The sequence below is a fragment of the Streptomyces longispororuber genome, assembly GCF_014656095.1.
Lineage (GTDB): Bacteria > Actinomycetota > Actinomycetes > Streptomycetales > Streptomycetaceae > Streptomyces > Streptomyces longispororuber.
Window position 1 is genome coordinate 1 of the sequence record NZ_BNBT01000094.1, and the last position, 12051, is coordinate 12051.

The following is a 12051-nucleotide window of genomic DNA, read 5'->3' on the forward strand; positions in this document are numbered from 1 at the left end:
GGCGCCCGGCCCAGGCGGCCCCGGCGGCCCCCGCCGCCGCCGCGCGCGAGGCCGTCGCCGCCGTCGCGGCCGTCGTCGCCAAGGGCGGGGCGCCCACCGCGCTCGCGCCCCGGGCGGCGGCCGTCCTCGGCGAGGGCGCGGACGGTCTGCTCCGCGAGGACCCCTGGCAGTTGCTGCGGATCCCCGGGGTGCGGCCCGAGCAGGCCGACGGCTTCGCCCGGGCGCTGCTCGGAGACGGCTGCGGGCCCGGGGACGAGCGCCGGGGCCGCGCCCTGGTGGTGTGGCTCCTGGAGCAGGCCGCGCTGGCCGGACACACGGCCCTCGACACGGCGGCACTCACCGCCGCGCTCGGGCAGCGCGCCGTGCCGGACCCGGACGAGGCGGTGCGGAGCGCCGTGGCGGAGGGCGACGTGCTCGTCTTCCAGGACGCCCTGGACGACGCCCCCCAGGCGGCTCCCGCCCCCGCCGCCGAGGGCACCGGGGACGAGGAGGAGGCGGCGCCCCCGGTCCGCGTCCTGTTCGGCCTGGAGCGGTACGCGCTGGCGGAGGAGAGCCTCGCCGACGGTCTCGCCCGCGTGCTGAACTCCCTGCCGAAGGACGACGGACCCGGCCCGGGCGCCGAGGCGTGGGAGGCCGCCGCCGGCCACGTCTCCGGCTCCGCCGCCGAGCTGATCCGCGCCGTCGCCGCGCACGGCCTGGTGGTGCACACCGGTGGCGAGGCGGCCCGCTCCGAGCCCGCCGCCCTGGTCGCGGCGGCCCGCTCGCTCGGCCTGCGGGTGTGCGCGGCGACCCACACCGCGGACGGGCGGCGCCGCCTGGCCCGGCGTCTGGACGCCGACGGCGGGAGCGGCACGGCCGGCGCGAGCGGCGCCGCCGATGCCTCCGGTTCGGGCTCCGGCGCGGTCCGTGCCGAGGGTTCGGACACCGTCGTCACCGTGGCCGGGCTGCTGTCCGGGCAGCAGGGCCTTGGCCGGGACGCGGAGGGCGCGCTGGCCCTGGACCTCCTCGTGGTCCTGGACGCGCCGCAGCTCGACGTGGAGACGGCGGCCGTGCTCGTCGAGTCGCTGCCCGACGGCGCCCGCCTGGTCCTCAGCGGCGACCCGGGCGTGCTGTGGTCCGCGGGCCCGGGCCGGGTCTTCGCCGACCTGCTCGCGGCGCGCGCCTGCCCCCAGGTCGTCTCGCGCACGCCGGACCCCGGCCCCATCGGCGAGCTGGTCTCGGGCATCGGCGTCGGCGAGCTCACCCAGGTCGCCGCGCCGGACAAGGAGGTCGTCATCGTGCCGGTGCGCGACGCCGCCGACGCGATCCACCGCACGGTGCAGCTCGTCGCGGACTCGGTGCCCCGCGCGCTCGGGGTGCCGCCCGAGCACACCCAGGTCCTCACGCCGGGCCATGGCGGCGCCGCGGGCACCCGCGCGCTCAACGCGGCGCTGAAGGAGCGGCTGAATCCCGGCCCGGGCCGGTTCGGCGGCTTCGACCCCGGCGACCGCGTCGCGTACGCCCCGGCGCCGGGCCGTACGGCGCTCGGCCACGTCGTACGGGCCGACGCCGAGGGCCTGCACCTGGAGTGCGACGGCACCCCCGTGGTCGTACCGAAGGAGCGGGTGGAGCAGAGCGTGCGGCACGCCTGGGCCGTCACGGCGCACCAGGCGGCCGGGCGCCGCTGGCCCGCCGCCGTGGTGGTGCTGCCGGGCGACGCCGCCGGGGTGCTGACCCGGCCCTGGGTCTACTCCGCCTTCAGCCGCGCCGAGCGCCATCTGTCGGTGGTCCAGGGCGTCGCCCAGGCCCTGCCCCAGGCAGTGGCGGAGCGCCCGGCCAAGGAGCGCACGACCCGCCTGCGCACCCTGCTGCGCCCCCAGCCCGAAGCGGGCTGACGGGCCGCGGGACCGGAGGCCCCGGCCCGCGCGGTGGCCGGGGCTCCCCGGCCGCCGCGCGGGCCGCGCGCGCGGATCGAGGCGGACTCGCCCGGCCTGCGCTCGACGAGCTCCACTTCCTCGGTGTCGCCCAGGACCACCGCCTCGTCGAGCTCGTACTCCAGCTCACCGTCCACGTCGGAATCGACCGGATCCCGACCGCCGACGTCGTCGACGTCGGCGACATCTTCGACGTCGTCCACATCGTCGATGTCCTCGATGTCGTCGGTGTCATCGATGACGTCGGCGTCGTCGTGGAGGCCGCCGACACCGTTCGGCTCGTCGTCGAAGACCGCGCTGACGTCGAAGCGGCACACCACGCGCTGGGGGTCGACCTGCTCGAAGGGCGACTCCAGCCACTCGCCGGCCTCCGCCGGTTCCTCCAGGGCCGTGACCCAGAGCGTGGAGTCGCCCTCCTCCAGGCCGAACTCCTTGTGCCGGGAGGCGATCTCGTCCGCTTCGAACTCACCGAAGAGCAGGCCGATGGCGCCCGGCACGGTGCCCGCCTGACGGTCGTCGTCCGCCGCGTCCTCGTCCGCCGCCTCCACGCGCGCGGCCTGGGCGAGGAGCCGCTGCGGTTCCGCCACGGCGTAGTCGCGCCGGATCAGCACGCTCAGCGCGGTCGGCTCCGCGGGCCCCTGGTACGGCGGAAGGCTGTCCTCCGCGCCGGGGATCTCGAAGGGGGTGACCTCGTCGTACCGGTCGTAGAGCAGTTCGTCGTAGGCCTCGGCCGCGGCGGCCAGCTCGTTGAACGCGTCGTAGACGGCCGGATCGTCCTCGCCCGACCTGCGTTCGACCGCGGCGAGATGGCGGTCGAGCGCGGTCTTGACCGCCTCGGCGGCGGCGCGTACCTCGGCAGCGGTGGGCTGCGCAGCATCAGACATAGTGCAGACGCTATCCGTACCGGGCCGGTGCCCGCACAATAGATGCGATGCCGGAATACGAATTTGTCGACGTGTACGTTCCGCGCGGGGTCTCCCGCAAGGAGGCCACACGTCTGCTGACGGACCACGCAGAGTACGGACACTGGGAGCTGGACCGCCTCAGCCTGCACGCCGACGGCAGTCGGCGGGTGCGGCTGCGGCGGCGCATCATCCGCCAGGTCCGGGCCACTTGGTGAGGCGGTGAGACGGGTGGTGTGACGAGGGAGCGGGCCCCGCGCGATCACGGGGCCCGCTCCCTCCTCACACCACGTCACGCACGTGCTCGGCGGTACAGGACCGAACCCGCGAGCAGCATGCCCGCCCCCATCGGCAGCGCGAGCGCGGCCATCGGCGAGCTGCCGGTCTGCGCGAGCTGGTCCTTGCCCGCGGGCGGGGCGACGGCCTGCGCCACGGGCTGGTCCGGCGTGCCGGGCGGTACGAGCGCCGTCTCGCCGTACGGGGCCGTGTCACCGTAGGGGCCCGTGGCGTCGTGCGGGCCCGTCCCGCTGGACCGGTGCGGCCCGTCGGGCTGCCCGTACTCCCCCGGCCCACCCGGGTGTCCGGGCCTGCCGTGCTGGCCCGGGCCGCCCTGGTCCCCGGAGGTGTCGTCCCCCGGCTTCCCGGGGTGCCCGGGTGTACCCGGTCCGCCCGGCTGTCCAGGGGTGCCGGGTCCGCCGGGCTCCCCCGGCTGTCCGGGCTTCCCCGGATGCCCGGGCTTCCCGGGCTTTCCGGGCGGCGTCGTGGTGCCGTCTCCCTCGTTCGCGCAGCCGTTGCCCATGACCGCGTTGCCCGCGCCGCCGATGGTGACGCTGTCGCCGCACAGGTTCACGGGCGCGTGCACGGGCGCCTGCACGGTGTTGCCGGAGCCGACGCCGGGCGAGTGGCCGGAGCCGCCGTGGGCCGAGGCTCCGCTCCCCGAGGGCCGGCCCCCGTGGCCGTCTCCGTACCCGCCGTCTCCGTGACCGGAGGAGTTGGAGCAGCTATTACCGGCCGCGGGATTCAGTACCCCCACCACGTTCACGGTGTTTCCGCACAGGTTCACCGGGGCGTGCACGGGGGCCTGCACGGTATTTCCCGACAGCACTCCCGGAGAATGCGTACTCCCGCCTTTGGCACCCGCGTCCGCGTGGGCGTACCCACTGGTGACCGCGAGTACCCCGCCGGCCGCCGCCGCGGTGAGCAGACCTTTGCGCGTGGCCTGTCGCATGGTTTTCCCTCCCTGACCTACAGCGATACGCACGGGCCCGTCGCACCGTGCGCCCTGCGCCACGGCCCCGGAGCGCAGGGCACGCGCTCCGGGGCCGGTGGACTCAGACCCTCGATGGGGTGGCGCCCCTCAGGGGGCGAGACACGGCAACGTCACTTGTTGACGCAGTAGTTGCCGAAGGCGGGGTTCAGCACGCCGACGACGGAGATCGTGTTGCCACAGGCGTTCACCGGCACGTGGACGGGGATCTGGACGACGTTGCCCGAAGCGACACCCGGAGAGTTCACGGCGGCGCCCTGCGCGCCGGCGTCGGCAGCGGCGACGCCCGCGCCGGCGAGCACCAGACCGCCCGTGGCAACCGCTGCGGCGACGACCTTCTTGATCATTGTTCCTCCTAGTTGGCAATGCGGCCCCAGCCGCGGACCGCACCACCTGTAACGAGGAGGCCAAGGGGCGGCTACGAGCGCCGGACTGCTTTCACTCTTTTCAGTCCAATACGCACGTGCAGCCGATTATTAGGAGTTTCGTTTCGGCTTATTGACCGGCTAGCCGGATTATCCGCCCCCTTTCTTCCAGGACGCGTAGGACACGTAGGACACACGCAGGAAATTCAGGACAGATCAGGACAGATCAGGATGCGTCGATGAAGCGGTCGAGGACGCGTACGCCGAACTTCAGCGCGTCCACGGGCACCCGCTCGTCCACGCCGTGGAACATGCCCGCGAAGTCCAGCTCCGGCGGCAGCTTCAGCGGCGCGAAGCCGAAGCCGCGGATGCCGAGGTCGTCGAAGGACTTGGCGTCCGTACCGGCCGAGAGCATGTACGGCACGGCCCGGGCGATGGGGTCCTCGGCCTGGAGCGCGGTCTGCATGGCCTCCACGAGGGCACCGTCGAAGGTGGTCTCCAGGGCCTTGTCCGCGTGCACGTCCTCGCGCTTGACGCGCGGGCCGAGGATCCGGTCGAGGTCGGCGAGGAACTCCTCCTCGAACCCCGGCAGGAACCGGCCGTCGACGTGCGCGGTGGCCTGGCCCGGGATGACGTTGACCTTGTAGCCGGCGCCGAGCTGGGTGGGGTTGGCGGTGTTCCGGAGCGAGGCGCCGATCAGCTTGGCGATGCCGCCGAGCTTGGCGAGGGTCTCGTCCATGTTCTCCGGGTCGAGCTCGGTGCCCAGTGCGTCACCCAGCTCGTCCAGGAAGTGCCGCAGCGTCTTGGTGACGCGGATCGGCCAGTTGTGCCGCCCGAGGCGGCCGACGGCCTCGGAGAGCTCGGTGATCGCGTTGTCCTTGTGGATCATCGAGCCGTGGCCGGCGGTGCCGTCCACGGTCAGCTTCATCCAGTGCATGCCCTTCTGGGCCGTCTCGACGAGGTACAGCCGTAGCTGCTCGTTGACGGTGAAGGAGAAGCCGCCGACCTCGCTGATCGCCTCGGTGACGCCCTCGAAGAGGTCCGGGTGGTTGTCGACCAGGTACCGCGCCCCGTAGGTGCCGCCTGCCTCCTCGTCCGCGAGGAACGCCAGCACGATGTCGCGCGGCGGCTTGCGGCCGCTGCGCAGCCGGTCCCGGACGACCGCGAGAGTCATCGCGTCCATGTCCTTCATGTCCACGGCGCCCCGGCCCCACAGGCAGCCGTCGGCGATCTCCCCGGCGAAGGGGTGGTGCGTCCAGTCCTGGGCGTTGGCCGGTACGACGTCGGTGTGGCCGTGGATGAGCAGCGCGGGCCGCGACGGGTCCTCGCCCTCGATCCGGGCCACCGTGGAGGCGCGCCCCGGGTGGGACTCGAAGATCCGCGGCTCGAGACCCACCTCCGCGAGCTTCTCCGCGACGTACTCGGCGGCCTTGCGCTCCCCCGGACCCGAGTGGTCCCCGTAGTTGCTGGTGTCCATCCGGATCAGGTCACGGCACAGGTCGACGACCTCGTCCTCACCGGACACGGCCCCCGCTCCGCTGCCCTTGCCGCCCGTGGTCGGCTCGCTCACGCTGTTCCTCCCGATGTCGCGCTCTGGGTCCCCTCCATCCTCCCGCGCCCGCCCGCCGGGCCCAAGGGCGGGCGCCCCTCGTCATCCGCCGTTCACGCTCGTGACCTGTGTGATCAGGGACCTCCGAATGTTTGCTATGGTTTTCCACGTCGCCGCGGGAAACCGCGACAGACCACCGGTCCGGGTGGCGGAATGGCAGACGCGCTAGCTTGAGGTGCTAGTGCCCTTTATCGGGCGTGGGGGTTCAAGTCCCCCCTCGGACACCAGCAAGAAGGCCCCTCTCGAGGGGCCTTCTTCGTGTGTGGGGTGTGGTGTGAGCGGCCCGGTGGGCGAGCGTTGGCCGGAGGTCGGCGCGGCCCGCGTGTCGCGGTTACGGTGTCGGCTGTGGGGGGACCCTGCGCCAGGGGGCGAAGGCTGTGGCTGTGCGGGGCAGGAGGGCGGCCAGGTCGGGGCAGTGGCGGAGGATGACCGTGTTCATGCTGCCCTTGCGGACCCAGTCGATGCCGAGGGGGGTGTAGATCTCGGGGCGGAAGTCGACGGTCAGGAAGCGGTCGCTCTGGAGGCGGCGCGTGGCCATCAGGATGAAGACGCGGAACGCCGTGTCGCTGAAGCCGAAGCCGGTGGGCGGGTTCTCGGCGAGCAGGCCGACCACCGTGTCGATCTCGTCGACCGAGGCGTAGACGTCCTTGAGCCGGGCCAGCGTCTCAGGGTTCTCGGTCAGGTCCTCGAAGCGGCGCAGGCGCGGTCGGTGCAGGCCCGCGCGGAAGTCGTCGTAGCGCGGGACGCCGCGGCGGCGGGTGCGGACGAGGTCGACGACGGACAGGTCGATGAGCTCGCCGTCGCGTTCGAACCGGGTGAGGGCGCGCGGGAAGTTGTGCAGCGTGATGGCCCCGGGGTGGGCGATGCCGAAGGAGTACAGGGTGTTCGCGAGCCCTGTCTTGCGCAGGACGCCCTCGGCCGCCGTGCCGTTGATGTCGAGGAAGCCCACGGTCTCCAGGCGCTGACCGAAGTGGTGTTCGCGCAGCTCGAAGTCGTCGGGGATCAGCGGGTGCATGCGGTAGACGGTGATGAAGTCCTCGGTGAGGGAGTACGGGGCGCCGTGGTGGTCGGGCAGGGTGGCGGGGATGCCGGTGAGGGCCTGGGACTCGAACAGCCACAGGCCGAGCTTGTCGAGCCACTTGTCCGGCGGGCCGTCCCAGTTGGTGTGCAGGCCGATGTCGAGGGCCTCGGTGGCGAGGATCGCGGGCGTCCACTCCACGGTGTGGATCTTGGCGATGAGGGCGGAGACCACGAGGCGCGCCGTGTGGTAGACGGACTCCTCGCCCATGGAGGGGTACGCCTGCCGCAGCGCGGCGCAGACGGCGTTGTGCTCGCGGGCGAAGAGGGTGTGCAGCACGCTGAGGCCGAGCCACCAACTGTCGGTGAAGCCGCTGAGCGGTGCCCCGTCGCGACCCGTCGGCAGGTGGCCCCCTTCCAGGCGCAGGTCGGCGCCGCCGCCGGGGGTGCGCAGGGAGCGCGCGGTCGTCTCGTTCTCGCCGTACACCTCGGAGCCGTCCCACCAGTGCGAGGCGGTGTTGCCGAAGAGGGGCGGCCGGCCGTCGGGGACGGGGAGGCTCTCGTTCTCGGCGAACCGCATGACCCGCTCGGCGGGCCCGCCGGGCGTGTTCTGCCAGGACATCCCGGAGGGCAGCGGGACCTCGACGGTCTTGGTGCCCGCGGGGTGGCGGCGGTGGTTCACCCAGTCGTGCACCTGGAACTGGATCCAGGCGGCGGCGAGCACGTTGAGCGAGGTCGCGGGCAGGAAGGTCTCGCGGTGGAGCAGCTCGCGGCTGACGGTGACGGGGTTCGGGGTGTCGAAGGTGTCGGGCCGGTGGACGGGCGCGAGGTTGCGGCCGAAGGCGGCGCCGACGGAGCCCATGGCGGGCGCGGACAGGTCGTTGTACGTGCCGTCGTACGAGCGCGCGGTGCGCAGGCGCTCGTCGGGCGGGCGCGGGACGGGCACGGCCCGCGGCGGCGCCTCGTGCACGTCGGTGTCGACGAGGTTGGCGCGGCGCAGCTCCTTGCGCAGGAAGAGCAGGTTGAGCAGGCTCGCCCGGGTCGGCAGGCGGTGCCAGGGCACGAAGCGGTTCAGGAGCCGGAAGGCCGCCTCCGCGGGGACCGAGAGGACGCGGTTGCGCAGGGGCTCCTCGGTCAGGAAGCGCAGGCCCTGGCGGTGGGCGGCGCTCGCCTCGTAGGCGGCCTTGCGGGCGCGGTTGAGGTTGCCGAGGGGGCGGAAGTCCTCGGTGGTGTACCAGGGGTTGAAGGTGAGGTCCTCCACGCGGAGCGCGGCGGCGCGGGCCTCGGCGGTGTCGAGGTCCTGGCCGGGAATGGTGAGCCGGGCGACGGGCAGGGCGGGCGCGACGGCCTCCCGCCAGTCGGCGGAGCCGTCCTCGACGGGGGTGCGCGCCTCGTCGACGTACCGCTGGACGCACAGGTCGAAGGCGATGTCCGCGGTGGCGAGGCGCCGTTCGAGGTCACGGCGGAGGTGGTTGGGGTCGCGGCGGTCGGGGCGCGGGGCCGAGGCCGCGCCGCCGGCGGGGCGCAGCAGGTAGCGCACCGGCCCCGCGGTGCCCCACAGGATCGCGCCGCGGCTCCAGTACGTCTCGGCCGCGAGGCTCTCGACGGTGTGCCGGGTGCCCGCCAGGACGGTGCGCCGCATGCGGCGGGCGGTGGCGGGGCCGACGGCGAGCGGCAGCTTGACGAAGAGGCCGACGGCGGCCTGGAGCCGGGTCCGGGCGCCCGCCATGGCCCGGGCGAAGGCCACGAACTCGCGGGCGTCCTTCGCGTGCGACACCGGCCAGTTGGTGGCGAGCAGGTCGTGGCTCTCCTCCCCCGACACGACGACGCGTACGGCGAGACCGCGCAGGTCGGCCGTACCGTCGGCCTGCCGGGCGCCGCTCGCGTTGGAGATCCGTACGGTCGCCGGGTACTCGGCGCCGGGCCGCGCGAAGCCGTGGCGCAGCTCGGCGGGCAGGTCGTCGCGGAAGCGGAGGCGGGCGTTCTCCATCCCGAGCGCGGCCTTGGCGTGGAACGTCCGGGCCAGGGAGCCGCCGCCCGCGGCGCGCCGGGTGACGGCCTGGACCCGCGTCAGCTCGCGGGCGAGCCGCTCGAAGAGGCGGCGCTCGGCCTCGGGGCTTCCGCCGGCGTAGCGCTCGTACCCGTGCCCGGGCACGGGCGGCGTCGCCTCGGCCGTACTCCGCCCGGGCGCTGTCTCTTCGGCCGTACTCCGCTCGGGCGCTGTCTCTTCGGCCATCGGGCGCTTCCCTTCGCACGAGGTCGGTACACGGCGGGAGGCGTCGACGCTACTGGCGGCGCGGGACGGGCCACAGCGCCCGAACCCGCCATGTGCGCGGCCCCCGCGCGGGGTCGAACAGGCGGCCGGGCGGCGCCGTCCGGGCCTGTCAGCGGCCCCGGGGCGGGGGCGCGGCGGGACGGCCCGCGTCCCTCGCGGTCCTCGGTCCTCTGGTTTCCCTCTTCGGGGGGTGCGCCGGTGGCCGGGTCATGACGGGTACGTCGCCGGGTCGGGGGCGTGCGGGGGCCGGGGGCGGCGGGGGTTCGGGGGCGGGGCTTGGCCTTGGGGTGTGCCGGGGCGCGTGCCCCGAGGTGCCGGGGCGCGGGGTGTGCCGGGGCGCGGGTCAGTCGATGAACTCGCCGTCGACGTAGACCCAGGCGCCGTCGACCCGTTCGAAGCGGCTGCGCTCGTGCAGGGAGTCCGGGCGGCCGTCGTCGCGGTAGCGGGCCCGGAAGGTGACGGTGCCGGTGCTGTGGAAGGCGGTGCCCTCGGTGGTCTCCTCGACCTCCAGGCCGGTCCAGCGCAGCGCCGGGTCGAAGCCGATCTCCGGCGGGCGGGTGCGCGGGTGCCAGGTGCGCAGCAGGTACGCCTCGTCGCGCACGGCGAAGGCGCTGTACCGGGACCGCATCAGCTCCTCCGGCGTCGCCGCGGCCGCCTCGCCGCGGTGCAGGCGGCCGCAGCAGTCGTCGTACGACCGAAGGCTGCCGCAGGGGCAGGTGCCGGGGTGGGTGGGGCGGGCGGGGCCGACGGGGCGGCGTGGTGCGCGTGGGGGCATGGGGTCATTCTCGCCGAGGGTGGGGGTGAGGGTGGGGTCTGCGGGGAGGGAGTGAGGTTTGCGGGGGGTGGGGTCCGCGGGAGGGCCGCCGGGGGCTGCGGGGGTGTGGAGCTCGGGACGGCTCTCGGGCTGGAGGCGGCTGGTGGGTGCTGGGGCCCGGTGTGGTCAGGGGGCCAGGATGTCCAGTTCGCGCAGGGCGCCCTCGGCGATCTCGCGGGTGAGGGCCTCCGCGCCGGCCGCGTCGCCCTCCCGTACCGCCTCCGCCAGGCGGACGTGCAGGGTCACGGCCGCCGGGTCCGGGTCCTCGAACATCACGTCGTGGTGCGTACGACCGGCCAGGACCTCGGCGACCACATCCCCGAGGCGGGCGAACATCTCGTTGCCGGAGGCGTTCAGGACGGTGCGGTGGAAGGCGATGTCGTGCACCAGGTACGCCTCGAGCTGCCGGCCGCGGGAGGTGGCGACCATGCCCAGCGCGTACTCGGTCAGGGCCGCGCACTGCCCGGCCGTGGCGTGGCGCGCGGCGAGACCCGCGGCGACCGGCTCGACCGCCGAGCGCAGGACGGTCAGGGAGCGCAACTGGCGCGGGCGGTCGGCACCGGCCAGGCGCCAGCGGATGACCTGCGGGTCGTAGACGTTCCACTCCTCGGCGGGCAGCACGGTCACGCCGACCCGGCGGCGGGACGCGACCAGGTGCATGGACTCCAGGACGCGCACCGCCTCGCGCATCACGGACCGCGACACCTCGAAGCGCTGCGCGAGCTCGTCCGTGCGCAGGACGCTCCCGGGCGGGTACTCGCCCCCGGTGATGGCGGGCCCGAGGCTGTCCAGTACACGGGCGTGCAGCCCCCGGGCCTGTGCGGTCATGGAGCCAGCGTACGAGGACGGTGTCACACCTAAAAAGTCAGACTTTTATGTCACAGTCTCTTGAATTCGTCAGACCTAATGAGTTTCAGTGGCGTGAACGGAACGGGTCCGTGTCCGAAACCGTCGCCGGAGGGCGTGCGGTGGGGTGGCGGCCCGCGACCGATGTCGATGAAGACAGCGAGGCAGCAGCGATGAGCACCCCCCACGTCGTCGTAGTGATGGGCGTCGCAGGTACCGGCAAGACCACGGTCGGCCCCCTGCTCGCGGCCCGGCTCGGCGTGCCCTACGCCGAGGGCGACGACTTCCACCCGCCGGAGAACATCGCCAAGATGTCGTCCGGCACCCCCCTGACCGACGACGACCGGTGGCCCTGGCTCGACGCCATCGGCGCGTGGGCGCACGGGCGCGCCGGGCGTGGCGGGGTGGTGAGCTGCTCCGCCCTCAAGCGCGGCTACCGCGACCGGCTGCGGGCCGCCGCGCCCGGCCTCGTCTTCGTCCACCTCACCGGCGACCGCGCCCTCATCGAGGACCGCATGAGCCACCGCGAGGGCCACTTCATGCCGACCGCCCTCCTCGACTCGCAGTTCGCCACGTTGGAGCCGCTGGGCTCGGACGAGGCGGGCGTGGCCGTGGACGTCACGGGCTCGCCGGAGGAGATCGCGGAGCGGGCGGCGGGGGCTTTGGCCTCGCGGTAGGGCTTTGTCGTTCCGGCCTTGTCGTTCCGGTCTTGCCGTTCCGGCCTTGTCGTTCCGGTCTTGTTGTTCCGGCCTCGTCGTTCCGGCCTCGTCGTTCCGGCCTCGTCGTTCCGGCCTCGTCGTTCCGGCCTCGTCGTTCCGGCCTCGTCGTTCCGGCCTCGTCGTTCCGGCCTCGTCGTTCCGGCCTCGTCGTTCCGGCCTCGTCGTTCCGGCCTCGTCGTTCCGGCCTCGTCGTTCCGGCCTCGTCGTTCCGGCCTCGTCGTTCCGGCCTCGTCGTTCCGGCCTCGTCGTTCCGGCCTCGTCGTTCCGGCCTCGTCGTTCCGGCCTCGTCGTTCCGGCCTCGTCGTTCCGGCCTCGTCGTTCCGG

The 12051-nt window shown here is 74.0% G+C and carries 9 protein-coding genes, 1 tRNA gene and 1 pseudogene; 4 read left to right on the top strand and 7 right to left on the bottom strand.

The genetic code is table 11. The annotated features are described in order from the left end of the window. Window positions 1–1874 (top strand): helix-hairpin-helix domain-containing protein (locus tag IE330_RS25055; protein WP_190138376.1); only part of this gene is annotated, 1874 nt, incomplete at its 5' end. Between the two features lie 176 nt (window positions 1875–2050). Here the strand turns inward: IE330_RS25055 and IE330_RS25060 are convergent. Continuing rightward, a pseudogene (locus tag IE330_RS25060) lies at window positions 2051–2797 on the bottom strand (hypothetical protein); the annotation flags it as partial. A gap of 47 nt (window positions 2798–2844) precedes the next feature. Between IE330_RS25060 and IE330_RS25065 the strand changes: the two are divergent. After that, complete coding sequence (locus IE330_RS25065) at window positions 2845–3033, top strand: DUF5703 family protein (RefSeq protein WP_016641768.1); 189 nt, start codon at window positions 2845–2847, stop codon at window positions 3031–3033. 74 nt (window positions 3034–3107) lie between these two features. Here IE330_RS25065 and IE330_RS39915 read toward each other — a convergent pair whose 3' ends face one another. The 3 genes from IE330_RS39915 to IE330_RS25080 all read right to left on the bottom strand — a co-directional run bounded on the left by IE330_RS39915 (window position 3108) and on the right by IE330_RS25080 (window position 6017). After that, window positions 3108–4043, bottom strand: coding sequence for a chaplin (locus tag IE330_RS39915; RefSeq protein WP_190138377.1), 936 nt, complete (start codon window positions 4041–4043; stop codon window positions 3108–3110). 152 nt (window positions 4044–4195) lie between these two features. Continuing rightward, entirely contained in the window at window positions 4196–4429 is a 234-nt protein-coding gene (locus tag IE330_RS25075) for a chaplin (RefSeq protein WP_190138378.1), read from the bottom strand. A gap of 244 nt (window positions 4430–4673) precedes the next feature. Further along, complete coding sequence (locus IE330_RS25080) at window positions 4674–6017, bottom strand: M20/M25/M40 family metallo-hydrolase (RefSeq protein ID WP_190138379.1); 1344 nt, start codon at window positions 6015–6017, stop codon at window positions 4674–4676. 178 nt (window positions 6018–6195) lie between these two features. Between IE330_RS25080 and IE330_RS25085 the strand changes: the two genes are divergently transcribed. Then, a tRNA-Leu gene (locus IE330_RS25085) sits at window positions 6196–6283 on the top strand. Between the two features lie 104 nt (window positions 6284–6387). Here IE330_RS25085 and IE330_RS25090 read toward each other — a convergent pair. The 3 genes from IE330_RS25090 to IE330_RS25100 form a co-directional block, all read right to left on the bottom strand. Continuing rightward, window positions 6388–9309 carry a peroxidase family protein gene (locus tag IE330_RS25090; RefSeq protein WP_190138380.1) on the bottom strand — a complete coding sequence of 974 codons (2922 nt, stop codon included), beginning with the start codon at window positions 9307–9309 and terminating at the stop codon, window positions 6388–6390. Window positions 9310–9691: 382 nt separating this feature from the next. After that, on the bottom strand, window positions 9692–10123 hold the full coding sequence (locus IE330_RS25095; protein WP_190138381.1) for a YchJ family protein: 432 nt from the start codon (window positions 10121–10123) through the stop codon (window positions 9692–9694). Window positions 10124–10288: 165 nt separating this feature from the next. Beyond that, window positions 10289–10990, bottom strand: a complete 702-nt coding sequence (locus IE330_RS25100) for a FadR/GntR family transcriptional regulator (RefSeq protein WP_190138382.1) — start codon at window positions 10988–10990, stop codon at window positions 10289–10291. Between the two features lie 191 nt (window positions 10991–11181). On the opposite strand from IE330_RS25100, the gene IE330_RS25105 reads away from it, so the two are divergent. Continuing rightward, window positions 11182–11685, top strand: coding sequence for a gluconokinase (locus IE330_RS25105; RefSeq protein WP_190138383.1), 504 nt, complete (start codon window positions 11182–11184; stop codon window positions 11683–11685). The last annotated feature ends 366 nt before the right edge of the window (window positions 11686–12051 follow it).

What these genes read in the sequence shown, in the direction of transcription:
- IE330_RS39915 (WP_190138377.1), bottom strand. Translation starts at nt 4,043, where the DNA reads ATGCGACAGGCCACGCGCAAAGGTCTGCTCACCGCGGCGGCGGCCGGC.
- IE330_RS25105 (WP_190138383.1), top strand. Translation starts at nt 11,182, where the DNA reads ATGAGCACCCCCCACGTCGTCGTAGTGATGGGCGTCGCAGGTACCGGC.
- IE330_RS25100 (WP_190138382.1), bottom strand. Translation starts at nt 10,990, where the DNA reads ATGACCGCACAGGCCCGGGGGCTGCACGCCCGTGTACTGGACAGCCTC.
- IE330_RS25090 (WP_190138380.1), bottom strand. Translation starts at nt 9,309, where the DNA reads ATGGCCGAAGAGACAGCGCCCGAGCGGAGTACGGCCGAAGAGACAGCG.
- IE330_RS25075 (WP_190138378.1), bottom strand. Translation starts at nt 4,429, where the DNA reads ATGATCAAGAAGGTCGTCGCCGCAGCGGTTGCCACGGGCGGTCTGGTG.
- IE330_RS25065 (WP_016641768.1), top strand. Translation starts at nt 2,845, where the DNA reads ATGCCGGAATACGAATTTGTCGACGTGTACGTTCCGCGCGGGGTCTCC.
- IE330_RS25095 (WP_190138381.1), bottom strand. Translation starts at nt 10,123, where the DNA reads ATGCCCCCACGCGCACCACGCCGCCCCGTCGGCCCCGCCCGCCCCACC.